General features: G+C 68.7%; 20 protein-coding genes and 2 pseudogenes. 5 read left to right on the top strand and 17 right to left on the bottom strand.

Translation table 11 applies throughout. The annotated features are described in order from the left end of the window. Genes CMO28_RS07910 through CMO28_RS07860 form a run of 11 tightly spaced genes read right to left on the bottom strand, consistent with a single transcriptional unit; the run spans window position 1 to window position 11,738 of the window. Entirely contained in the window at window positions 1–636 is a 636-nt protein-coding gene (locus CMO28_RS07910) for a cytochrome c oxidase subunit 3 (RefSeq protein ID WP_296712121.1), read from the bottom strand. Next, window positions 629–2,275, bottom strand: coding sequence for a cytochrome c oxidase subunit I (locus tag CMO28_RS07905; protein WP_296712119.1), 1,647 nt, complete (start codon window positions 2,273–2,275; stop codon window positions 629–631). Before CMO28_RS07905 ends, CMO28_RS07910 begins: the two co-directional genes overlap by 8 nt. Continuing rightward, window positions 2,272–3,222 (bottom strand): cytochrome c oxidase subunit II, encoded by a 951-nt coding sequence (gene coxB, locus CMO28_RS07900; protein ID WP_296712116.1) that lies wholly within the window; start codon window positions 3,220–3,222, stop codon window positions 2,272–2,274. The genes CMO28_RS07905 and coxB overlap by 4 nt, the downstream gene beginning before the upstream one ends. Beyond that, the gene (locus tag CMO28_RS07895; protein WP_296712113.1) at window positions 3,219–4,022 is read right to left on the bottom strand and encodes an SCO family protein; all 804 of its coding nucleotides are present in this window, start codon (window positions 4,020–4,022) and stop codon (window positions 3,219–3,221) included. Before CMO28_RS07895 ends, coxB begins: the two co-directional genes overlap by 4 nt. Beyond that, a complete protein-coding gene (locus CMO28_RS07890; RefSeq protein ID WP_296712111.1) occupies window positions 4,019–4,450 on the bottom strand; it encodes a hypothetical protein in 432 nt (143 codons plus the stop codon). The genes CMO28_RS07895 and CMO28_RS07890 overlap by 4 nt, the downstream gene beginning before the upstream one ends. After that, on the bottom strand, window positions 4,447–5,574 hold the full coding sequence (locus tag CMO28_RS07885) for a hypothetical protein (RefSeq protein WP_296712108.1): 1,128 nt from the start codon (window positions 5,572–5,574) through the stop codon (window positions 4,447–4,449). Before CMO28_RS07885 ends, CMO28_RS07890 begins: the two co-directional genes overlap by 4 nt. Beyond that, on the bottom strand, window positions 5,571–6,104 hold the full coding sequence (locus tag CMO28_RS07880; protein WP_296712105.1) for a c-type cytochrome: 534 nt from the start codon (window positions 6,102–6,104) through the stop codon (window positions 5,571–5,573). Before CMO28_RS07880 ends, CMO28_RS07885 begins: the two co-directional genes overlap by 4 nt. Then, window positions 6,101–6,661 (bottom strand): DUF3341 domain-containing protein, encoded by a 561-nt coding sequence (locus tag CMO28_RS07875; RefSeq protein ID WP_296712103.1) that lies wholly within the window; start codon window positions 6,659–6,661, stop codon window positions 6,101–6,103. Before CMO28_RS07875 ends, CMO28_RS07880 begins: the two co-directional genes overlap by 4 nt. Beyond that, a complete protein-coding gene (nrfD, locus tag CMO28_RS07870) occupies window positions 6,654–8,003 on the bottom strand; it encodes an NrfD/PsrC family molybdoenzyme membrane anchor subunit (RefSeq protein WP_296712101.1) in 1,350 nt (449 codons plus the stop codon). Before nrfD ends, CMO28_RS07875 begins: the two co-directional genes overlap by 8 nt. Further along, window positions 8,000–11,086, bottom strand: coding sequence for a TAT-variant-translocated molybdopterin oxidoreductase (locus CMO28_RS07865; protein ID WP_296712098.1), 3,087 nt, complete (start codon window positions 11,084–11,086; stop codon window positions 8,000–8,002). Before CMO28_RS07865 ends, nrfD begins: the two co-directional genes overlap by 4 nt. Then, a complete protein-coding gene (locus CMO28_RS07860; RefSeq protein ID WP_062767832.1) occupies window positions 11,070–11,738 on the bottom strand; it encodes a cytochrome c3 family protein in 669 nt (222 codons plus the stop codon). The genes CMO28_RS07865 and CMO28_RS07860 overlap by 17 nt, the downstream gene beginning before the upstream one ends. A gap of 175 nt (window positions 11,739–11,913) precedes the next feature. Here CMO28_RS07860 and CMO28_RS07855 point away from each other — a divergent pair, with 175 nt between their 5' ends. Together CMO28_RS07855 and CMO28_RS29915 are read left to right on the top strand one after the other, a co-directional pair. After that, window positions 11,914–13,224, top strand: a complete 1,311-nt coding sequence (locus CMO28_RS07855) for a cation:proton antiporter (protein WP_296712095.1) — start codon at window positions 11,914–11,916, stop codon at window positions 13,222–13,224. Between the two features lie 92 nt (window positions 13,225–13,316). After that, a pseudogene (locus tag CMO28_RS29915) lies at window positions 13,317–14,051 on the top strand (DUF4396 domain-containing protein). 13 nt (window positions 14,052–14,064) lie between these two features. Here the strand turns inward: CMO28_RS29915 and CMO28_RS07840 are convergent. Then, a complete protein-coding gene (locus tag CMO28_RS07840) occupies window positions 14,065–15,297 on the bottom strand; it encodes a glycosyltransferase (protein ID WP_296712086.1) in 1,233 nt (410 codons plus the stop codon). Window positions 15,298–15,429: 132 nt separating this feature from the next. On the opposite strand from CMO28_RS07840, the gene CMO28_RS07835 reads away from it, so the two are divergent. Continuing rightward, window positions 15,430–16,107, top strand: coding sequence for a TetR/AcrR family transcriptional regulator (locus CMO28_RS07835; protein WP_296712083.1), 678 nt, complete (start codon window positions 15,430–15,432; stop codon window positions 16,105–16,107). Here the strand turns inward: CMO28_RS07835 and CMO28_RS07830 are convergent. The 4 genes from CMO28_RS07830 to CMO28_RS07815 all read right to left on the bottom strand — a co-directional run bounded on the left by CMO28_RS07830 (window position 15,990) and on the right by CMO28_RS07815 (window position 19,824). Further along, complete coding sequence (locus CMO28_RS07830) at window positions 15,990–16,856, bottom strand: DUF4336 domain-containing protein (protein ID WP_296712080.1); 867 nt, start codon at window positions 16,854–16,856, stop codon at window positions 15,990–15,992. The genes CMO28_RS07835 and CMO28_RS07830 overlap by 118 nt on opposite strands. Window positions 16,857–16,868: 12 nt before the next feature. After that, window positions 16,869–17,699: a phosphoenolpyruvate hydrolase family protein gene (locus tag CMO28_RS07825; RefSeq protein ID WP_062767846.1), complete on the bottom strand. Its 831-nt coding sequence runs from the start codon at window positions 17,697–17,699 to the stop codon at window positions 16,869–16,871. A 2-nt stretch (window positions 17,700–17,701) separates the two neighbouring features. Then, window positions 17,702–18,925 carry a Tm-1-like ATP-binding domain-containing protein gene (locus tag CMO28_RS07820; RefSeq protein ID WP_296712078.1) on the bottom strand — a complete coding sequence of 408 codons (1,224 nt, stop codon included), beginning with the start codon at window positions 18,923–18,925 and terminating at the stop codon, window positions 17,702–17,704. A 107-nt stretch (window positions 18,926–19,032) separates the two neighbouring features. Next, a complete protein-coding gene (locus CMO28_RS07815; RefSeq protein ID WP_296712075.1) occupies window positions 19,033–19,824 on the bottom strand; it encodes a sulfite exporter TauE/SafE family protein in 792 nt (263 codons plus the stop codon). A 121-nt stretch (window positions 19,825–19,945) separates the two neighbouring features. Between CMO28_RS07815 and CMO28_RS07810 the strand changes: the two genes are divergently transcribed. Beyond that, window positions 19,946–20,713 carry an AraC family transcriptional regulator gene (locus CMO28_RS07810; protein WP_296712073.1) on the top strand — a complete coding sequence of 256 codons (768 nt, stop codon included), beginning with the start codon at window positions 19,946–19,948 and terminating at the stop codon, window positions 20,711–20,713. Beyond that, a pseudogene (locus CMO28_RS07805) lies at window positions 20,710–20,808 on the top strand (YbhB/YbcL family Raf kinase inhibitor-like protein); the annotation flags it as partial. The gene CMO28_RS07810 and the pseudogene CMO28_RS07805, both read left to right, overlap by 4 nt. Before the next feature lie 130 nt (window positions 20,809–20,938). Here CMO28_RS07805 and CMO28_RS07800 read toward each other — a convergent pair. Further along, window positions 20,939–21,790: an isocitrate lyase/PEP mutase family protein gene (locus CMO28_RS07800; protein WP_296712071.1), complete on the bottom strand. Its 852-nt coding sequence runs from the start codon at window positions 21,788–21,790 to the stop codon at window positions 20,939–20,941. Window positions 21,791–21,930: the final 140 nt, after the last annotated feature.

Raw genomic sequence — 21,930 nt, 5'->3', positions numbered from 1 at the left:
TCACCGTATCAGATAGAGCGCGGGATAGAGGAAGACCCAGATCACGTCGACCAGATGCCAGTAGAGGCCCGCGACCTCCACCACCACCGCCCGTTCCGGCAGCTGCAGGCGGCCGAGGCCGATCCTGAGGGCAAGGCCCGCAAGCAGCACCACGCCGATGCTGACATGGATCGCATGCAGCCCGGTCGCGATCATGTAGAGGTTCATGAACAGCCGGCCTGCCGGGCCCGACAGGCCGTCCGACATCCCCCTGAACGGCAGCAGCCCTTCCTCTGCCTCCATCCCCCATTCCATGCCCTTGACGCCCAGGAACAGAAGCCCGGTCAAAGCCGCGCCCAGAAGCAGCATCCAGCCGAGCCGCACCCGCCCGGCCCGCGCCGCCCGCACCGCCACGGCGACCGCCAGGCTGGAGGTCAGCAGAATGGCGGTATTGGCGGCCCCGATGAACAGATGCAGGCGCTTTGAGGCTTCCACCACCTCGTGCGGGTGCAGGCCGCGAACCACATAGATCGCCGCGAACAGCCCGCCGAACAGCATGATCTCGGTGCCGAGGAAGACGAACATGCCCATCAGATCGGCGGTGCGCTGCTGGGCGGGCCGGGCATAGGGGTCGTGCAGCCGGACGTTCTCAGCCATGTTTCGCCCCCTTCATCTCCACCTCATAGCCGTCATAGGGGCCTTCCGAGACCACAGGCGGCGGGTAGAAATTGTGCTTGGGCGGCGGCGAGGCGACCGTCCATTCCAGCCCGGTCACGCCCCAGGGGTTGGGGCCCGCGGGCCGGCCATAGCGCAGCGACCAGAACAGATAGGCGAAGGGCATGACATAGGCGACCGCCAGGATAGAGGCACCGGTGGTCGACATGATGTGCAGCACCTGAAAGGCCGGGTCATAGCTGTGGTAGCGCCGTGGCATGCCCAGATAGCCCAGGATGAATTGCGGGAAGAAGGTGAGGTTGAACCCCAGGAAGATGAACACGGCCGACAGCGTGCCCCAGAGCCGGGGATAGATCCGGCCGGTGATCTTGGGCCACCAGAAATGCAGCGCGCCGAAATAGGCCGAGACCGTGCCGCCGACCATGATGTAGTGGAAATGCGCCACCACGAAATAAGTATCGTGGAGATGCACGTCTATCGCCAGCATGGCCAGGATCAGCCCGGTCAATCCGCCCAGAACGAACAGGCCGATGAAGCCGGCCGCAAAGAAGAAGGGCGGATCGAGCGCGATATGGCCTTTGTAGAGTGTCGCCGTCCAGTTGTAGACCTTGATCGCCGACGGCACCGCGACCACGATGCTGAGGAAGGAAAACACCGCGCTTGCATACATCGACTGGCCGGCCACGAACATGTGATGGCCCCAGACCAGAAAGCCGATGATCGCGATCGCCATGGACGATCCGGCGACGAACCAGTAGCCGAAGACCGGCTTGCGCGCGGTGGCGGCGACCAGCTCGCTCACCACCCCCATGGCCGGCAGAACCATGATGTAGACCGCCGGGTGGCTGTAGAACCAGAACAGGTGCTGAAACAGCAGCGGGTCGCCCCCCAGCGCCGGATCGAACACGCCCAACCCGAACAGCCGTTCGGCCGCGATCAGCACCAGGGCGATCGACAGCACCGGCGTCGCCAGCACCAGGATGATCGAGGTCGCATAATGCGACCAGACGAACAGCCTGAGCCGCCCCCAGGTCATGCCCGGCGCCCGCAGCTTGTGGACGGTGACGATGAAATTGAGCCCGGTCAGAATCGAGGAAAAGCCGACGATGAACACCGCCACCGCCACCAGCACGACATTGCCGTTGGCGAACATCGACGACAGCGGCGTGTAGAAGGTCCAGCCGGTATCGACCCCGCCGGTGATCAGCACCACCAGTGTGAACAGCCCGCCCAGCATGTAGATGTACCAGCTGATCAGGTTCAGCCGCGGGAAAGCCAGATCGCGCGCGCCGATCATCAGCGGCAGCAGGAAATTGCCGAAGGTGTTGGGAATGGACGGGATCAGGAAGAACCAGACCATGATCACGCCGTGCAGCGTGAAGGCCCGGTTATAGCCCTCATTGCTCAGGAGATCGCCCTCGGGCGTCAGCAGATCGGCGCGGACCAGGGCCGCGGCCGCCCCGCCCACGAAAAAGAACAGGGTGACCGAGATCATGTAGAGGATCGCGATCCGCTTGTGATCGGTGGTGAACAGCCACGAGCGCAGCGTGTGCCCCGCCCCCAGATAGCTTGCCCGTTCGGTCGTGGTCGCGGTGGTCGCGGTCTCGGTCGCTCCGGTCATGGTCCGTCCTTCCAGCCCTGGCGCCGCAGCGACTTGATATAGGCCACCAGCTTCATCACCTGCTCTTCGTCGAGCAGGTTGCGGAAGGTCGGCATGATCCGCGGATAGCCGGCGGCGATCTCGGATTGCGGCAGCAGGATCGAGTCGCGGATATAGCGGTCGTCGGCGGTGATCACCCGGCCGTCATCCAGCGGTACGGGGCTGCCATAGAGCCCGTCGAGCGGCGGCGCATGAACCGTCGAACCCGGCCCGTGGCAGCCGCTGCAGCCCAGCGTGCGGAACAGCTGCGCCCCCTGTTCGGCAAGGGAGAGGTCAAGATCCGATTCTGCCAGCCAGCGGGCATAATCGGCCGGGCGCATCACCACCAGCCGGCCGCCCATGGTGGAATGATCGGTGCCGCAGAATTCGGCGCAGGTCAGCCGATAGGTTCCGGGGCGGTCGGCGGTGAACCACAGGCTGGTATAGCGCCCCGGCACCACATCGCGCTTCAGGCGGAGCGCCGGCACATAAAGGCTGTGGATCACGTCCTGCGATGCCATGTTGAGCCGCACCGGCGTCCCCGCCGGCACGTGCAGCTCGTCGATCTCTCGCTGACCGCCCGGATGCTGGAATTTCCACATCCACTGCTTGGCCACCAGGTTGATTTCCAGCGCGTCGTCAGGGGGCTCGTAGAGGTCGATATAGCTGCTGGTCGACCAGACGTAGAAGATCAGGATCAGAAGGAAGGGGATCAGCGCCCAAGAGGTCTCCAGCCAGACATTCCGGTCGGGGGCATGGCGGCGATCGACCTTGCGGCCGCGGCGATAGCGGATGGCGAACACCACCAGCAGCAGGAAGACCGGCATCGACAGGGCCGCGATCAACAGGCTGAAGGCCAGGGCCAGCCGGTCGATTTCGGCCGCATGGGCCGATGCCTCGGTGATCCAGGGGGCAAGGGAGGCGGTCATGAGCGCGGCCCCCCGCTCCGCCGGCGCCGTTCGCGCAGCACCGCAAGGCCGATCAGCCCCGCCCCCGCCAGAACCGTGGCGCTGCCGCCGATCCTGAGCGCCCACGAGACCAGCGAGCCATAGCGGCCGGTCTTCGGATCATAGTGATAGCAGAGCAGCAGCAGCTGATCGCCCCAGTCGCCGAGCCGCCCCTCCCCGGCCTCGGTCAGGGCCAGCGACAGATCGGTCGGCTCCGGCGCCACACCATAAAGCCAGCGGGCCAGACGACCATCGGCCGTCAGCACCGCCACGGCGGCGACATGGGCGTATTGCCCGATACTCTCGTCCCAGGCATAGCGGAAGCCCAGCGCATCGGTCACGGTCCGGATCTGGGCGGCCTGGCCGGTCACGGCCGCCATGGCGCCATGGCCGAGATCCGGGAAGCCCTGCGTCAGCTCGTCCAGACTGGCCCGGGCGGTCTCCGGCCCCTCATGCGGGTCGATGCCGAAGGCGACCACCGCAAAGTCCCGGCCGGCGGTGTAGTCCTGCGCCTGAATGGCGCGGGCCAGGCCGGCCATGGTCACACCGCAGATGTTCGGACAGTCGTGCAGCACCGGCGCCAGCAGGATCGGCCGGCCCCCGCCCAGCTCGCCCAGGGTGACGCGCGCGCCGGTCTGGTCGCGGAAGGCCAGATCCAGCGGGACACTCGCCCCGGGCTTCGGATCGATACCCGCCCGGTCGAAGGGGTCGAAGGGGGCCTGGGCGCCGGCCGGCAGGGCGGCGAGGATCAGGGTCAGCAGAATGGCGGCAAGGCGGATCATGGCGTCATCCCTTCCCCCTGCCCCCGGTCTGGCGCGGGGTGAGCTGGATGGGTGGGATGGGCGGGCCAGCCGCGGGCCGCCAGAATCTGCATCGCCCGGTCGATCGGGATATGCGCCCGCCGGCCGGGGCCGTCGATCCAGCGATAGCCCTGAAGCTTTGCCGCGGCCGCAGCTTCCACCGCCGCACGTTCGCGGCGCGGATCGACCTGAAGGCGCGGTCCCGCGGGGCCCGGCCGGGTATCGCCGATCGCCTGCGTCTGTTCCGGCCCCAGCCTGGGGGTCAGCAGCACCACGAGCACGGCCACCAGCGCCGCCGAGAGTGCAATCCCGGCGAAGAGCCCGATCACGGCACGCACCACGCCGCGGGCGGGTACGTCCTGTGGCTCGAAGCCCTGGTCGTCCCGGCGGTTACGGTGGGTGGCGGTCATGGTCGGCCCTCCCGGCTGCGCCGCGCACGGAGCCGCGCGGCCCGTTCCAGCAGCGCCGGCAGCGACAGCCCCGCCAGCAGGCCCAGACCTCCAAGGCTCAGTCCCGTAACCGCAAAGATCGACGTCGCCGGCGCCCCCGCCCGTCCCGCCGTGACCGGCAGCACCAGCCAGACCATTTCCAGCATCCGGCCGGCCAGCACTGCGATCGCAAGCCCGGTCAGCCAGCGTCGATGGTGGCGGACCGGCGGAAACAGAAGCAGAAGGGCGGGCACGAAGCTCAACGCCGCGACCATCCAGATCACCACCGTCCAGATCCCGCCCGCGCGATGCCGATACCAGAGCACGCTGTCGGGCAGATCATCGGACCAGCTGATGAAGTACTGCATGAAGGCGAAATAGATCCAGAGCAGCAGGGCCGAGAGCAGCAGCCCGCCCAGAATACCCGGCCGCGCCGAGCCGCCGCCCCTGCGCAACCGGATCAGGATCGCCACCGCCAGCACCGAGGCGGCCTGGATCGACAGCACATAGAGCCCGAAACCCGAGGAATGAAATCCCGGCTCCAGCGACATCAGCCAGTCGACCGCGAACATGGTGTGCAGCAGGGTGACGAGGATCAGCCCGCCGGCCGGTATGGCGACCGGCCGGCGCCGGGCAAGCAGCAGCAGGGCCGCAAAGCCGGCCACCACCGCCAGAAAGATCACCGTCCGCAGGGCGAAGAACCAGGGGGTGAGATAGAGGGTGCGGAAACCGGTCCGCTCGGGCCCCGACACCCAGGGATAGACCGCACCGGGCATGATCAGCAGCGGCAGGGCGGCAAGCACCATCAGCGGCAACAGCAGCAGCATCGCCTCTCCCGGCCCGCTCAATTCCTGGCGCCAGCTGCCCGGGATGATCCGGATCATCATGACCAGCACCAGCGCGCCCAGCGGCAGCCCCGACCAGAAGGCCAAGGCGGCGAGCCAGCCGGCCAGCACCGCCGGCTCTGCGATCATCCAGCCGAGGGAGACGAGGATCAGGGCCAGGGCCAGTATCCAGGGGCCGCGGATCCGGCCTCTGGCCGCGCGGGTCGTGTTGGGGGCGGGGGTCGTGTTGGAGGCAGGGGTGGTGCTGGGAGTGGGTGTCATGGCACCCCCTCCGCCAGACGGGCCAGATCCTGGTCGTCCAGCAGTCCGGCCGGCGCATCCTGGCTGAGTTGCAGCGCCCGGATATAGGCCGCGATCGCCCAGCGATCGGCCGGAGCGACCCGGTCGGCATAGGAAAACATCACCCCATGGCCGCGGGTGATGACGTCGACCACATGGCTGTCGGGCGCCCCCCGCAGCCGGGCGATATGAAAGCTCGGCGGCTCGGGGAAGCCGCGCGCCGGCACGATACCCCGGCCATAGCCGGCCTGGTCGTGGCAGGGTGTGCAGTAGATTTCGTACCGCTCCCGGCCGCGGGCGAGCAGCTCCATGCTCATCTCTGGCCGGGTGTTCAGGGCCGCAAGCGGCACCTCGTCGCCCCGCGCCATGGTGCCGGCCGGCGGCGCCTGGCGGGATTTGCCGTCGGCGAACAACCCGCTCGGCTCGTAGGAATCATAGCGCGGCTGGTAGCTCATCTCGTCGCACGAGGGCAGAAGGGCAAGCGCGGCCGCCAGCAGGACCAGGCGTTTCATTCCGGCGCCTCCCCCTGCAGCACATCCTCGATGCCGATCGGCGTCAGCGCCTCCAGCGCAGCCCGGGTGGCTGCCGGGTCGAAGCGGTCGTCATCGGCATAGACCACCAGAAAGAACCGGTCGGTGCTGGCCATGTGGAAGGCGGGCACGTCGAACAGCGGATGATGCAGCCGCGGCAGGCGGTTGAGCAGCAGCATGGCGCCGATCCCCGCCAGCACCGCAAACAGCACCATCAGCTCGAAGGTGATCAGCATGAAGGCCGGGTTCGAGATCAGCGGCCGGCCGCCGATATCGATCACATAGTCGAGATTGGTATAGACCTGCATGCCATAGCCCGTGGCGGCCCCCAGCACGCCGCCGGCAAGGGTGGCCCAGGCGATGCGGTTGTCCCGGAAGTCCAGCATCTCGGCCAGCCCCTCGATCGGGAACGGGGTATGGGCCTCCATCCGCCGATAGCCCTGGTCGCGCAGGCGGCGGATGCCGTCCTTCAGCCGGTCGGGATCGTCGAACTGCGCGATCATGCCGAAGACATTGCCGACGGGGGCGGGTTCACGCATTCCGGCGCGCCTCCTTTTCTTCCAGCGCGGCCTCGTTCACCTCGAAGGCCGAAATCACCGGCAGGGCGCGGACGAACAGCAGGAAGGGCACCAGAAAGACGCCGAGCATGCCGGCGAACAGGGCCCATTCCCAGAAACTCGCGTGGTATTCGCCCCAGGACGAGACCAGCCAGTCGCGATAGAGCGAGCTGACCAGCAGCATGTAGCGCTCGAACCACATGCCGATCGCGACCGACAGGCCGATCAGGAACAGCGCGGTCGGGCTGCTGCGCAGGCGGCGGAACCAGAGCAGCTGCAGCGGCACGAAATTGCCGATCACGGCGCCCCAATAGCTCCAGGCATAGGCGCCGGTCAGCCGATCGGTCAGGGTGCGGATTTCGTGTTCGCGGCCGGAATAGAGCACGTCGAACACCTCGGCACAGTAGCCATAGGCGGTCATCATGCCGGTCGCGAGCAGCAGTTTGCCCAGCAGGTCCAGATGCCGCGGCCGGACCAGATTGCCGAGCCCGAGCGCATGGCGCAGCACCACGGCGATCATCGAGACCACGGCAAAGCCCGAAAAGGCCGCGCCCAGCACGAAATAGGGCGGGAAGACCGTGGAGGCCCAGCCGGGGATCGGCCCTGCGGCAAAGAGCAGCGAGATTTCGGAATGGACCGACACCACCAGCGGCACGGCGATGGCGGCGGTCAGCCGATAGGCCTGCCGCCAGCGTGCCCAATGCCGGGCGGAGCCCCGCCAGCCCAGCGCCAGCAGGCCGTAGAACACCTGCTGGCAACGCTTGCGCGCCCGGTCGCGGGTGGCGGCCAGATCAGGCACGATGCCGATATACCAGAAGGCCACCGAAACCGTCAGATAGGTCAGCACCGCGAAGAAATCCCAGGCCAGCGGGCTTTTGAACTGCGGCCAGACCTCCATGGTGTTGGGATAGGGAAAGACCCAGTAGAACCGCCAGGGCCGGCCCAGATGCAGGATCGGGTAAAGCCCGGCGCAGATCACCGCGAACAGGGTCATCGCCTCGGCGAAGCGGTTCAGCGAATTGCGCCAATGGGCGTTGAGCAGCAGCAGCAGAGCCGAGATCAGGGTGCCGGCATGGCCGATGCCCAGGAACCAGACGTAATTGGCGATGGCGAGGCCCCAATTGACCGGGATGTTGTTGCCCCAGACCCCGACGCCGTAGAGAAACAGCACCCCCGCCGCCACCAGGAAGGTGGCGAAGAGCAGCAGCGCCACGCCGAAGCAGATCCACCAGGCCCGCGGCGCCGGATAGTGCAGCGGGATGCCGGTGACCTCTGCCGTCACCGCCGCATAGGGGCTGCGGGCGCCGCCGGTCGTGTCGCTCATCCCGCACCCTCCCCCTCGCTGCCCTCCCTGCTCTCACCCGGCGCCGTCTCCCCCGGTCCCGTTTCATCAGGCTCCTCGATCCGGGCCAGATAGGTGGTGCGGGGCCAGGTATTGGCCTCTTCCAGCAGGGCGTAGTTGCGGGGTCCGGTCTTCTGCCGGGTCACCTCGGCGCCGGGGTCGGCGATGTTGCCGAAGGTGATCGCCCGGGTGGGGCAGGCCTGCTGGCAGGCGGTCACCACCTCGCCATCGCCGATCGGCCGGCCGTCGATCTTGGCCTTGATCCGGGCATCGCTGATCCGCTGGACGCAATAGGTGCACTTCTCCATCACGCCGCGGTCGCGCACCGTGACGTCGGGATTGCGCATCGCCCTCAGCTCTTCCGGATCGTCGCCGGTATAGTCGAACCAGTTGAACCGCCTGACCTTATAGGGGCAGAAGGACGAGCAGGTGCGGGTGCCGATGCAGCGGTTGTAGATCTGGACGTTCAACCCCTCGGAACTGTGCACCGTGGCATTGACCGGGCAGCCCATCTCGCAGGGTGCCTGTTCGCAGTGCATGCAGGGGACGGGCTGGAAATAGGCGCGTGGCTCCGCGGGGTCGCCCTCGTGGTAGTGGTCGACCCGCAGCCAATGCATCTCCCGGCCTTCGGCGACAAGATCCTCGCCCACCATGGCGACATTGTTTTCGGCGACACAGGCGACCACGCAGGCATTGCAGCCGATGCACAGGTCCAGATCGATCGCCATCGCCCAGGACGGGCCGTCGCCGCTCTCCCGCACGGGGTAGAAGGTCGGCGCCCGGGCCCGTTCCGCTTCGGCCGCCTTCGGTCCCGGTGTTGCGCGGTGGTGGGAAATGTCCTGCGCATCGGGCGGCACGGTGCGGACGAAATCGAACCCGTCCATCGCCTGATGGGCCTGGGTGGTCGCGATCCGTCGGCTGGCGCCCGTCGCCTGAAGCCGGGCTTCTTCCACATGCCAGATTTCGCCGTGCGGGCGGATGGCAAAGGCGTCATAGCCGATCCCCTGCCCCACCCGGCCGGCCTTGCGCCGGCCATAGCCGAAGGTGACCGACACCGTATCGGCCTCCTGCCCGGGCGTGATCCAGACAGGGCCCTGCAGGCTGCGGCCCGCAGCGGACAGCGTCACCACATCGCCGCCCTTCAGCCCGCGTGCCGCGGCAAGCGCCGGGCTGATCCCGATCACATTGGTCCAGGTCACCTTGTTCGCGGGCTTCGGCGTCTCCTGCAGCCAGGCATTGTCGGCGAAGCGGCCGTCCCAGATGGTGGGGTCGGGGCCGAAGACCACGCTCAACCCGTCGACCACCGGTTCATCCGCCACGGCCGGCGGGTCGATCACGGCATCGGGCCTCACCTCCGGTGCTGCCGTGCCCTCGACCAGACCGGCGAGCAAGGCCGCCCGCCAGCGGTCTTCGAAGGCCGCGCCCCAGCGCTGCCGCCAGGTCTCCATCACCCAGGCGCGCTCCGGCGGCTCGGCACCGCCGGGCAGGATGCCGGTCAACCCGGCCAGCACCCGGTGCCGGCCACGCACGTCATGGAAGGGCCGCACCAGCGGCTGGATGATGCTGACGGTGCCGTCCACCGCCCGGGCATCGCTCCAGCTTTCCAGCTCGTGGGCCAGCGGCAGATGCCAGCCGGCGATGGCGGCGGTCTCGTCGACATGCAGCCCGGCATGAATGATGGTGCCCACCTGCGCCGCCGCCTCGCCGAAGCCGCTGCCGGCCGGGGCGGCATAGGCCGGATTGGCGCCCAGTACCGCCAATGTCGTCACCCGCCCGGCCGCCATGTCGTCGACCAGTTGGTCGAAGGAGGTGGGCCGGTCGAAGGAGGTGGACCCGGCGGGCGGCAGGGCCGCGACCGGTTCGGTGAAGCGCAGCGTCTGCCCCAGGGCGCCGGTCCGGGCATTGACCAGAAAGGCCAGGGCCTGCACCTCCGCAGGATGGCGGGGCCCCACCGTGAACAGCCCGCGCGGGCCCGCGGCGGCAAGCGCCCGGGCCGCACGCATCGCCCAGTCCCTTTCCCGGGCCGTCAGCGCAGGCCCGGTCGCCGGCACCTCGCCCACACCCAGTTCTGCGGCGATGGTCACCGCCAGACGGCCGATCCGCCGCGCCGGCGTCACCAGCCGGGCATCGGCCCGGGTGCCGGTCAGCGAGGGCACGGGCTCTGCCACCATCAGCCGGCTGTCGCCTGCCCCCGCCTGCAAGTCCCGCCGCCGCTCCGCCCAGCGCCGCGCCGTCACGATCTGATGCGGCCCGGGCCCCAGCAGGTCGTCATCCAGCGCCACGACCACCTCTGCCGCCTCCAGCGCCGGCTGGCGGTCGAGCGGCCGGCCGAAGGCAAGCGCCGCCGCCCGGCGCGGGCCATCCTCGGCCAGCGGCTCGAACACATGCCAGCGCGCGCCCGGCCAGCGCGCCTGCATCGCCCCGATCTGCCGGGCCAGTGTCGGGGAAGTGACGGTCCCGGTCAGCAGGCGGAAGCCCTCCCCGCCGGTCCCGTCCAGCAGTGAAACGAGGCGCGCCAGCGCGCGGTCGACCTCTGCCCAGGTCACCGGCCGCCCGTCCCGCAACGGCGCGGCCGACCGGTCGGGGTCATAGAGGTCGAGCAGGGCGGCCTGCAGAAACGGATCGGTGCCGCCCCGGGTCGCCGGATGGTCGGGATTGCCCTCCAGCTTCACCGGCCGGCCGACATGGGTCTTGCCCAGCACCGGCTGGGCATAACCGCACAGCGTCACCGCCGTCGCATACCAGCGCGGCTCACCCGGCACCATGAATTCGGGCGCGTTCACATAGGGCAGCGCCGCCTCGTCGCTCTCGCCCTCGCAGCCGGTGAAGCCGGCAAGGGCCAGCGAGGCGGCCATGGCCTTCAGAACCGATCGGCGGTCTACCTCGGGCATCAGCCGGGCGAAACCGGGAAACTCGGTCGCCACCGCCTCGCGGAAGCCGGGGGCCGCGGTCAGCTCGTCCAGGCTGCGCCAGAACACACGGCCGGTCTTGCCGTGCAACTGCCCCCTCAACCGGGCCGCCGCATCCGTCGCATCCGTCTTCGGGGTGTCACCGGTGGCAGACATCGCAATCGTCGAGCTTCGCAGGCTCGATGCCATAGACCTTGATCATCATCTCGCCATACAGGGCATGGCGTTCGGGGTGGGCGTCCCATTCGGACCAGTCCATCCGGGTCACCTGATCGGGCGGTCTCAACCGCGGGGCGGGATCGCGGTGACAGTCCAGGCACCAGCGCATCTGGAAGGGCTCGGCCCTTGCGGTCAGCGGCATCCGGTCGACCCGGCCATGGCAGGTGACGCAGGGCACCCCCCGGTCGATATGGATCGCGTGGTTGAAATAGACGTAATCGGGCAGCCGTGCGACGCGCTGCCAGGCGATCGGCCGACCCGTGGCCAGGCTGTCGCGCACAGGCGCCAGCACCGGCGCACCGGTCCAGAGTTGGGAATGGCAGGTCATGCAGACATGGGTCGGCGGCAGATCGGCATGTTCGCTGGTCTCCACGGCCGTGTGGCAATAGCGACAATCGATCCCCAGCCCGCCGACATGATGTTCGTGGCTGAACGGCACCGGCTGGTCCCGGACCCAGCCGATCAGCGTCGCATAGCTCGACTCCATGTATCCCCCGATGAACAGAACGGCGCCGACGGCGGCAAGGGCGACCAGAAGCAGCGCGGCCCTGAGCCGTGTATCGGCCGATTTGGTGAAAATCTGCGGCATTGCGCCCCTGCCCTCTTCGTCCGGCGGCAGCCTTGCCCCCTGCCGCCGAACAAGTGGTTGCAGTCTCGAAAGCGCCGAGCTGCCGATCGGTTCCGCATCAATCTGTCCCGGAACAGGAAAGCGGACGGCCGGTTGCCGATGCGTCTGCCCCAACCAAACCACCGGAGCCGCCGACGTGCTCTCGCTCTTCCAGCTTCTCGCCAGCCTGTTGACCGTCACCGCCGTCTTCGCCTGGCTGAACCACCGCATTTTCCGCCTGCCCGCGAATATCGGCCTGCTGGTGATGGGGCTGGGCGCCTCGCTGCTGCTGATCGCGATCGAGCTGCTCTTCCCGGAAACCCATCTCTACGGCGCGCTGACGCAGGGGCTCCGTCAGATCGATTTCTATGAAGCGGTGATGCACGGCATGCTGGCCTTCCTGCTGTTTGCAGGTGCGCTGCATGTGGACCTCGGCCGGCTGCGCCGGCGGGCGCCGGTGGTCGGGGTGCTGGCGACGGTCGGCGTCGGCATCTCGACGCTGATCATCGCGGGCGGGTTGTGGGCCGGGGCGGCGGCGCTCGGTATCGACATCGCCTTCGCCTGGGCCCTGGTCTTCGGCGCGCTGATCGCCCCGACCGACCCGGTGGCGGTGCTCTCCACCCTCAAGGCCGTCGACGTGCCCGAAACGCTCGAGACCGACATGACCGGCGAGGCCCTGTTCAACGACGGCATCGCCGTGGTGCTGTTCACCATCACCCTCGAAGCCGCGACCGGCCCGTCGGAGGGTTTCGGCCTCTCCCACATCCTCCGGCTGCTGGTGGTGGAAGCGGGCGGCGGGGCAGCACTCGGTCTCGCCACCGGTTTCCTGGCCTTTCGGGCGCTCAGGGCCATCGACGACTATTCGATCGAGGTGATGATCTCGCTCGCGCTCGTCACCGGTACCTACGCCCTCGCCGACATGCTGCAGATGAGCGGCCCGATTTCGGTGGTGGTGGCCGGCGTGCTGATCGGCAATCACGGCGCCGCCGACGCGATGAGTGCCCAGACCCGCCGCTATGTCTTCGGTTTCTGGACGCTGGTCGACGACACGCTCAACGCGGTGCTGTTCCTGCTGATCGGGCTGGAAGTGCTGGTGCTGGGCTTCGATCCGGACCTCGCCTGGATCGGGCTGGTCGCGATCCCCCTGGCCCTGCTGGCCCGCTTCGCCTCGGTCGGCCTGCCGGTCGCGGTGCTGGCGCACTGGAAAAGCTTCGCCCGCGGCACCGTCCCGGTGCTGACCTGGGGCGGGGTGCGGGGCGGGATCTCGGTCGCCCTCGCCCTCTCGCTCCCCGCCTCACCCGACCGGCCGGTGATCCTGGTCGCGGCCTATGCGGTGGTGCTGTTCACCATCGTCGTCCAGGGGCTCAGCCTGGACCGGGTGGTCCGCCGCACCGCCTTGCCGGACGACGCGACGGCCCCGGGGCCGGATCAGCCCTCCTCCGCCCCCTCGACACCCGGCAACGCATAAGCCACCAGTTTGCCGCGAAGCGGGGCGTGTCGGAACCCATCGGCCCGCCTTCCGTTGCCCCTGTACCTGGTCCGCATCACGGGAAGCGTCCGATGATCCCCACCTGGCTCCATATCCTCGCCATCCTGTCGATCGCCACCGGCCTGCTGGTCGCGATCGCCATTGCCGTCGACGAGTGGCGCCACCCCCAGCACATGTGGATCATGAATGTCGTCTGGCCGGTGACGGCGCTGTTCGGCAGTTTCCTGTCGCTCTGGGCCTATCGCCGTTATGGCCGGCTGGCCACGCGTGACCGCGCCATGGCCGCGATGAAGCGGAACGAAGACCCGCCCCATCGCCGCGAGACCCCGTTTCCGGCCATGGTCGGCAAGGGGGCGGCCCATTGCGGCAGCGGCTGCGCCCTGGGCGATCTCGCCGCCGAATGGCTGGCGGTGGCGGCGCCGGTGGTGGCCACCTGGTTCGGCTGACAGACCCTTTTCGCCGAGAAGATGTTCGCGGTCTGGATCCTCGACTTCGTGTTCGCCTTCGTTCTGGGCGTGGCCTTCCAGTATTTCACCATCAAGCCGATGCGGCAGCTGGGCGTGGTTCAGGGGCTGCTCCAGGCGGTGAAGGCCGATGCCGCTTCGCTCACCGCCTGGCAGGTCGGCATGTACGGCTTCATGGCCCTGGCCCAGTTCCTGATCTTCCGGCAGTGGCTGGGCACGAAGCTGGAGGTCGCGACACCGGAATTCTGGTTCATGATGCAGATCGCCATGCTGGCGGGTTTCGCCACCGCCTATCCGGTCAATTGGTGGCTGCTGTCGCGGGGCATCAAGGAACGGATGTAGGCCGCCGGGTCGATCAGGCGGCGACCAGGGCCTCGATCGCGGCGACCGCATCGGCGACGCCGTCCTCGGCCGTCATGGCTGCGGCCAGCGCCCCGGCGCGCGCGCGCATCTCGGGCCGGCCGGCGGCGGCGATGGCGGCGTCCAGGCGGTCGGCATCCAGCCGGGCGATATCCACCGGTGGTGGCGCCACGCCGGCCCGGCGCAGACGATCGGCCCAGAAGGCATTGTCGACCGCAAACGGCACCACCACCGAGGGCACGCCGGCCCGCACCGCCGAATGGCTGGTCCCTGCCCCGCCGTGATGGATCACCACCGACATCCGCGGAAACAGCCGGTCGTGGGGCGCCTCGCCGATCACGAACACGGCGTCAGGCAGATCGCGGGGGTCGACGCGGCTCCAGCCCGGGCTGAAGACGATGCGGTGGCGACGGGCGAGCCGCGACAGCTCGCGGGTCAGCAGCCGCGGATCGATGCCCGCCATGCTGCCGAAGCCGATATAGACCGGCGGCGGCCCCGCCGACAGAAATTCCTCGAGCGCCAGCGGCGGCGTCCAGGCCGCTGCCGGCCGGACCCATTGCCCGCAGACCCGCGCCGTGACCGGCCAGTCCCCCGGCCGGGGCACCAGGCCCGGCGAAATGCCGTAGAGCATCGGATGATCCCGCCAGGCGTGGAGCCGGGGCGGCAGACCGCAGACCCTGCGGCGGGCGGCATTGGTGCTCTCGGCAAAGCCTCGCCAGAACCGCTCGTTGACCAGCCTGTGGCTCAGGCGGTTGAACGGCCGGAACACCCGCCCGGGCCTGATGAAGGGCGACGGAAAGGCCGATGTCGGCGACAGCGGAATGGTCCCGAGGCCGATGGCCGGCACTTTCAGGCATTCCGCCACCGACAGCCCGACAAAGGCGGCAAGGGCCGAGGGCAGGATGGCGTCGCTGCCGGCCGCAGCCGCCAGAACCTGCCGCATCCAGCCTTCGACCAGCGGGTTCACCACTTTTGCCGCGGCGCGCGCCGTGCCGTCCACACCGTCGGGATCGCCGACCAGGTCCGACAGCACCTCTCCAGGCTGCAGATCCTGACGGATGTCGCCCGAAAGCCCGGTCGCCGGCACGCCCAGCGCATAGGCGCTGCTCAGCGTGGACGCATCGGCAAGCAGCCGCACCCGATGACCGGCATCCATCAGCCCACGCGCCAGCACGGCCAGCGGGCGGGTGTCGCCCTCGGTGCCGTAGGTGACGATGGTGAACTTCATCGGGGGATGCCTTCGCGGGGTGCGTGGCGAATCCGGGTGACGCCCGGGCTTCGTCGCCGTATATAAATGCACGTCGTATACTTTTGTAAAGATCGGAACCGAGCAGGAGCCGGAGATGACCCGGACCCGGAGATGACAGCCGTCGCGACGCTTTCAGACCGGACGGCGGCCTCGGACGAGACGATGGCCCCGGACGAGACAATGGGCCGGCGGGAGCGCAAGCGCCGGCAGATGCTGGACCATCTGGCCCTGACCGCACAGCGCCTGTTCGCCGCAGCGGGCTATGATGCCGTCACGATGGAGCAGATCGCCGCCGAAGCCGATGTCGCCAAGCGCACGCTCTACAACCATTTCCCCACCAAGGAAGCGGTACTGGCGCATTGGATGGACCAGGAATTCGCGCGCGAACGGGCGATGCTGCGCGCCGGCTTTTCCGGACGCGACGGCGTGGCCGCGCGCCTCTCCTGGGTGCTCGACAGTTCGGCGGCCTGGTGCGAGGCTCATCCGGGCTATATGGCGGCCTATATCCGACACCGCTTCACCATCTTTGCTCAGGACGGCGCTGCACGCCCCCCCTGCACCGAGAGCGACATCACCCATGTCTGGCGCGAGCTGGTCGAGGCGGGCCAGGCCGCCGGAGAGCTGACCGGCACCCTCTCCGCCGACCATCTGGCCAATGGGCTGCACCATCTCTATTTCGGCGCCATCATGCGCTGGCTCACCGGGCCCGGCCTGTCCCTCCGCGATGAATTCGCGGTCGTGGTACGGCTGTTCATAGAGGGGGCCCGCCCCCTTCCAAGGGGCGGCTGAAAGCCGCGGCGGCAGGACAGCAACCATGAAAAGGACTGTCTGAGCCGCGCCGTCCCATCAGTTTCGAACCAGCGGCCATGGGCCAGGATCACCCGCTCGGGAGCCTGGCCGATCATGGTCTCGACCGCCGATTTGAGCCCGGCGCGGTTGTGGCGGAAAGTCAGCCGCATATCCCTGGGCATGGAGCCATGCGGCGCCAGCACCCCGCCCAGCCGGCAGGCGATGCATAGCAGCGGCGAGCCCAGCCGCTCGCGCTCAAAATTCTCGATCAGGTCGGTCAGGATCAGCGTCCGGCTGGGACGGTGAAAGAACACGATCTCGGTCATGAAATCGCCGGCAACCGGCATGGTGTCCAGCACCCCGTCCCAGGGCCAGGGCCCCGGCCCGTCCAGCGGCTGAAAGGGGCCGCGGATCCGGTCGCCCGCCTGTTCGGGGATGCGGGGCGCAAGATACACCGCGGCCTCGGGCCAGGCGGCCGCCCAGTCGGGGATCCACCAGTAATGGATGCGGTTGGGGCCGATGATCCAGGCCGGCCGGCCGATCCGGTCGATCGCGGCCCGAAGCTCCGGCGTCAGCTCGGTGGGCGAGTGCACGAACAACCGCCCGTCCGGCAGGCGGATGATGGTGGTCCGCGTCGGAAACGGGATTTTCGGCCAGGGCATGCCATAGCGGATTACCGGCCCGTCGACGATCCACACATCCTCCGCCACGGGCTTCAGCGTGAACAGCGGATCATAGGTCGCCCGCATCCTGCACCCCGCTCAGAACGAGATCGACTTGAACGCCCGGGTCTGCTCGGTCAACGCCACTTCGGTCGGCAGGCGCTCCATGGAACTCGCCCCATAGAAGCCGTGGCAGTGGCGGGCGGTCTTCAGCACATAACCGGCATCCTCGGGCATCGACACCGGCCCGCCATGGACCAGCACGATGACATCGGGATTGACCGATTGCGCAGCCGCCGCCCAGCGGTCGACCATCGCCGGGCAGTCTTCCAGCTTCACGGCGGTATCGGCCCCGATGCTGCCGCCGGTGGTCAGCCCCAGATGGCAGACGATGATGTCGGCACCGGCCTCGGCCATGGCGACCGCATCCGCCTCGCCGAAGACATAGGGCGTGGTCAGCATGTCTTTCGCGGCCGCAAGCCGGATCATCTCCACCTCATGGGCATAGCCCATGCCGGTCTCTTCCAGGTTCTGGCGGAACACACCGTCGATCAGCCCCACGGTCGGGAAGTTCTGCACGCCCGCGAAACCCAGCGCCTTCAGCTGGTCCAGATAGTGATCGAAGATGCAGAACGGGTCGGTGCCGTTGACGCCGGCCAGGACCGGGGTGTGCTTCACCACCGGCAGCACCTCGCGCGCCATCTCCATCACGATCTCGTTGGCATTGCCATAGGCGAGCAGGCCCGACAGCGAGCCGCGCCCGGCCATGCGATAGCGGCCGGAATTGTAGATCACGATCAGGTCGATCCCACCGGCTTCCTCGCATTTGGCCGAGAGGCCGGTCCCGGCCCCGCCGCCGATGATCGGGATCCGGTCGGCCACCATCCGGCGGAAACGGTCCATCAGCTGGCCACGATCGAAACGGGTCATCATCATCTCCCGGCAATGTCGAGGAAGGCCGCCACCACCGCCTCGGCAAAAGCGGGGTCGTTGACGGCATGGGGCAGGTCGATCAGCCGTCGGCGATCGGTCTGGCGGACCGTCTCGCGCAGTGCGGCGAACAGGGCGGCATCGGCCTCGGGGTCGTGGAAGGGCGCGCCGGGCACATCGATCACCGACACGCCGCCCAGCGGCAGCAGGAAGCGGACTTCGCCCTCCATGCGGTTCAGCCGCTCGCCGATCCAGCGGCCCATCCGGTCGTTCTCCTCGGGCGTGGTCCGCATCAGCGTGACCTGGGCATTGTGGACATGAAGCTGCCGGTCGCGATAGCGCGCGGGCACGGTCTCCAGCCCGCCGAAATTCACCATGTCGAGCGCGCCGCACGAACCGACATAGGGCAGCCGCGTGCGGATCGCGGCACCCAGCCGGTCGTCGCCCGCGCTCATCACCCCGCCCATCAGCAGATCGGCGACTTCGGTGGTGGTCACGTCGATCATGCCGGCAAGGCGGCCGCTATCGGCCAGTTTCTCCATCGTCCGGCCGCCGGTGCCGGTGGCGTGGAAAACGAAGCATTCGTAATCCGCCTCCAGCCGCGCCACCACCTGTTCGATGCAGGGGGTGGTGACGCCGAACATGGTCAGGCCGAGCGCGGGCCTCTCTGGTACCACGGCGTCGGGCAGCGGCCGGGTGACGGCGCCGGCCATCATGTTGGCGGCATTGCCCAGAACCTTGCGCGAGATTGAATTCAGCCCGGCCAGATCGACCACCGAATAGAGCATGGCGATGTCGTTGGGCCCCACATAGGGCGCCACATCGCCCGAGGCGACGGTCGAGATCATGATCTTGGGCGTGCCGACCGGAAGCCGACCCATCCCCGGGGTGATCAGTGCGGTATTGCCCGAACCGCCCGCCCCGATCATGCCCAGGATGCGGGGCGCCTGCGCATCCACCCAGGCCGCGAAGGCCCGCGCCACAATGGCCACCGCCTGACCGCGATCCGCCGTTGCAGCCAGTTCTTCCGCCGCCCCAGGCAGCGCGGCCAGCACGTCCCGCGTGGTGACGTCGGCGGCCCCGGAGCTGCCGCGGGGGGCCACATCGACCAGTTTCACGGCCACGCCGGCCGCGCGGATCAGATCCCGCAGATAGACCAGCTCGTCGCTCTTGGTGTCGCAGGTGCCGGTGACGACGACGAAGGGGGCATCGGTCGTATCGGTCATGGGGTCGTTCCCTTCCGGTTCGGCTTTTGACCGAACCCTATTGCATCGGAACCCTTCACCCCAAGAGAAATTCCACACAATTTCCCGCGGGAAAAGCGAGCCCTCGGTCACAGCAGAACCATCACCACCAGCACCAGGGAGAGCAGCACAAGATACGCCCTGGCATGCAGGCGATCGGGCAGGCGGCCGATCAGCGGTGCGCTCAGCCTGACGCCGATCGTCGATCCGATGGCGAGGGCCAGAAAGGCGCCGGCATCGACATATCCCGTCGCTCCCTCGGCCAGCCCCACATAGCCCATCGTCCCCGCCACCGCCATCGGCAGGGAAAGCGGGCTTGCCATCGCGGTGGCGGTGGTCATGTCGGCGCCGCGCCGACGCAGCAGCGGCACGGTCATCACGCTGCCGCCGACGCCCAGAAAGGCCGCGATCGCGCCGATGCCCAGCCCGATCAGGGCCGCGGCCCGCCGCCGCATCGGCCGGGCCGGCCTCGCCGCACGGGTCATGAAACCGGGCCGGAACAGACAGTCGAGAATGGTGAGGCCCAGATAGGCGATGAAGGCCGCCCTGAGGCCTTCGCCCCCGAACGAGATCGCCGCCCGGGCGCCGATCACGGCCCCCAGGCTGACCGGCAGGATCAGCGGCCGCAGCTGTCCCATGTCCAGGCTGCCGGCACGGGCATGGCGCAGGCTGGCAAAACCGGCGCCGACGATCATCACCGCCGTGGAGGTCGCGACCGCCATATGCATGGCCTGCGCAGGCGCGGTACCGGCGGCCGTGAACATCGCATAGAGCAGGGGTACGGCGACGAAACCGCCGCCGAAGCCGAACAGAACGGTGGTGAGCCCGGCGAGCCCGCCGAAGGCCAGAAGCAGAAGATTGAGATCGATCGGAAGATGCATGGCATGGTGGATCCGGATGGGGCAGCGTCCGGGCCATCATGGCGTCGGCAGGCCTTGCCGGCTTTCGAAGATCAGCCGATCATCTTCGCGTTCAGGCCACATTCCGGAAGATTGCCCTCCCTTGCGCAACATCGCCCTCGACACGGTCGACGCCACCCCGCGTCCGGTGCTGGCGATCGGCACCGACTATCCGCACGGGGCGCAGCTGCCGCCCCACACCCATCGCCGCGCGCAGTTTCTCTACGGCATGACCGGGCTGATGGAGGTGGAGACCGCCGATGGTGCCTGGGTGGTGCCTCCGCATGCCGGGGTCTGGGTCCCCGCCGGCGCCCGCCATGCGGTGCGGATGGTGGGGGTCGCGACCCGCAGCCTGTACATCGAACCGGCGGCAGCGCCGCGTCCGGCGGCGATCTGCGAGGTGCTGACCGTCTCGCCCCTGCTCCACCAGCTGCTGCTCTCTGCTGCGGAACTGCCCGCCCTCTATGATCAGGCGGGCCGCGACGGGGCGTTGATCGGGCTGATCCTGCACGAGCTTGCCGCCGCCCCGGTGCTGCCGGTCTTCGCGCCGCTGCCGCCGGATCCGCGCCTCGGCGCGCTCTGCCGCGAGATCCTGCGTGCCCCCGATATCCGCATCCGCCCCGACGACATCGCCCGCCGGCTGGCGATGAGCCCGCGCAGTTTCACCCGCTTCTTCCGCAGCCAGACCGGCCTCTCCTTCGGGGCCTGGCGTCGCCAGGCCTGTCTGATGGCGGCCCTCTCCAGACTCGCCGCCGGCCAGCCGGTCACCACCGTGGCGCTGGATCTGGGCTATGACAGCCCGGCCGCCTTCTCGACCATGGTCCGGCGCCTGCTGGGTCGGCCGCCCTCGGCCCTGGCGGGCAATGTCTGACGCCACCCCTCGACTGGCAGGCCCCGCCCGAGGGCACCCGAAGCTTCCTGCTGATCGTCGAAGACCCCGATGCCCCGGGCGGCACCTTCCGCCACTGGGCCGTGTTCGACCTGCCCGCCAATCGGACAGGGCTGGAGGAAGGGGCCGCCGCCCGGCCGCATATGCTCGCCGAAGCCGGGCTGGTCGGGGTGTATGAACGCGGCCGCGGCTGACCCGGGGCGGTCTCTATGCCGGCCGGGCCGACGCGTCGGGCGGATCGCGGAAGAAGCCTTCCAGCTCCGCGAAAGGCATGGCCTGGCCGGCAAAGCCGAAACTGCCGTCGCGGCGCATCTCGCGCGCGGCCCGGACGAAGGCACCGAAGGCGAGCCGGGCGAGGGTCGACCCCAGGCTGATCCGCTTCACGCCTGCCGCAGCCAGTTCATCGGCCGAAGCCGCCATGCCCGCGATGCCGATCACCACATTGACCGGCCGGCTCACGGCGGCACAGACCCTGTGCACCGCCTCCAGATCCGGCAGGCCCGGCGCATAGAGGACGTCGGCACCGGCCGCTTCGAAGGCCTGAAGGCGGCGGATGGTGTCGTCCGGATCCGGGCGACCCCACATGAAATTCTCGGCCCGCGCCGTCAGCACGAAATCCCGATCCAGCCCGCGGGCGGCCTCTGCCGCAGCGGCAATGCGCTCGACCGCGAGCCCATGGTCATAGATCGGCTGCGACCTGTCGCCGGTGTGATCTTCAAGCGAGCAGCCGGCAAGCCCGGCCGCCGCCGCGGCCCGGACGGGTTCGGCAGCGCTGTCCGGATCATCGCCGAACCCCTTCTCCAGATCGGCCGAGACCGGCAGCGCCGTCGCGTCGACGATCGACCGACAATGCGCCAGAACCTGCGCGCGCCCGGCCACGCCTTCCGGCTGGCCGGCGGAAAAGGCCATGCCGGCGCTGGTGGTCGCAAGGGCCGGGAAGCCCATCGCCGCCAGGATCCGCGCGGTGCCCGCATCCCAGGGATTGGGCAGGATGAAGGCGCCGGGCGCCTCGTGGAGCCTGCGGAAGACGCGGCCGGGATCAGCTGCCGGGAGGGTCATCGGAGACCTCCATCATCATATCGGGGGCCCTCATCCTCTCAGCCGGATCCGAACATATCAAGAACAAATCACCAAGCCCTGCTTGACACCGCCGCCTCAGGGCGGAATGGTCAACGCATATGCAATGTCCCGCGGATCCG

The organism is Tistrella sp. (genome assembly GCF_002684955.1).
Classification (GTDB): Bacteria; Pseudomonadota; Alphaproteobacteria; order Tistrellales; family Tistrellaceae; genus Tistrella; species Tistrella mobilis.
The sequence above is the reverse complement of the archived record's forward strand: the minus strand, read 5'-3'. Positions and strand labels throughout refer to the sequence as shown.

Bases quoted from the DNA above. Each gene is read 5' to 3' on its own strand.
- CMO28_RS07910 (WP_296712121.1), bottom strand. From the start codon at position 636: ATGGCTGAGAACGTCCGGCTGCACGACCCCTATGCCCGGCCCGCCCAG.
- CMO28_RS07905 (WP_296712119.1), bottom strand. From the start codon at position 2,275: ATGACCGGAGCGACCGAGACCGCGACCACCGCGACCACGACCGAACGG.
- coxB (WP_296712116.1), bottom strand. From the start codon at position 3,222: ATGACCGCCTCCCTTGCCCCCTGGATCACCGAGGCATCGGCCCATGCG.
- CMO28_RS07895 (WP_296712113.1), bottom strand. From the start codon at position 4,022: ATGATCCGCCTTGCCGCCATTCTGCTGACCCTGATCCTCGCCGCCCTG.
- CMO28_RS07890 (WP_296712111.1), bottom strand. From the start codon at position 4,450: ATGACCGCCACCCACCGTAACCGCCGGGACGACCAGGGCTTCGAGCCA.
- CMO28_RS07885 (WP_296712108.1), bottom strand. From the start codon at position 5,574: ATGACACCCACTCCCAGCACCACCCCTGCCTCCAACACGACCCCCGCC.
- CMO28_RS07880 (WP_296712105.1), bottom strand. From the start codon at position 6,104: ATGAAACGCCTGGTCCTGCTGGCGGCCGCGCTTGCCCTTCTGCCCTCG.
- CMO28_RS07875 (WP_296712103.1), bottom strand. From the start codon at position 6,661: ATGCGTGAACCCGCCCCCGTCGGCAATGTCTTCGGCATGATCGCGCAG.
- nrfD (WP_296712101.1), bottom strand. From the start codon at position 8,003: ATGAGCGACACGACCGGCGGCGCCCGCAGCCCCTATGCGGCGGTGACG.
- CMO28_RS07865 (WP_296712098.1), bottom strand. From the start codon at position 11,086: ATGTCTGCCACCGGTGACACCCCGAAGACGGATGCGACGGATGCGGCG.
- CMO28_RS07860 (WP_062767832.1), bottom strand. From the start codon at position 11,738: ATGCCGCAGATTTTCACCAAATCGGCCGATACACGGCTCAGGGCCGCG.
- CMO28_RS07840 (WP_296712086.1), bottom strand. From the start codon at position 15,297: ATGAAGTTCACCATCGTCACCTACGGCACCGAGGGCGACACCCGCCCG.
- CMO28_RS07835 (WP_296712083.1), top strand. From the start codon at position 15,430: ATGACAGCCGTCGCGACGCTTTCAGACCGGACGGCGGCCTCGGACGAG.
- CMO28_RS07830 (WP_296712080.1), bottom strand. From the start codon at position 16,856: ATGCGGGCGACCTATGATCCGCTGTTCACGCTGAAGCCCGTGGCGGAG.
- CMO28_RS07825 (WP_062767846.1), bottom strand. From the start codon at position 17,699: ATGACCCGTTTCGATCGTGGCCAGCTGATGGACCGTTTCCGCCGGATG.
- CMO28_RS07820 (WP_296712078.1), bottom strand. From the start codon at position 18,925: ATGACCGATACGACCGATGCCCCCTTCGTCGTCGTCACCGGCACCTGC.
- CMO28_RS07815 (WP_296712075.1), bottom strand. From the start codon at position 19,824: ATGCATCTTCCGATCGATCTCAATCTTCTGCTTCTGGCCTTCGGCGGG.
- CMO28_RS07800 (WP_296712071.1), bottom strand. From the start codon at position 21,790: ATGACCCTCCCGGCAGCTGATCCCGGCCGCGTCTTCCGCAGGCTCCAC.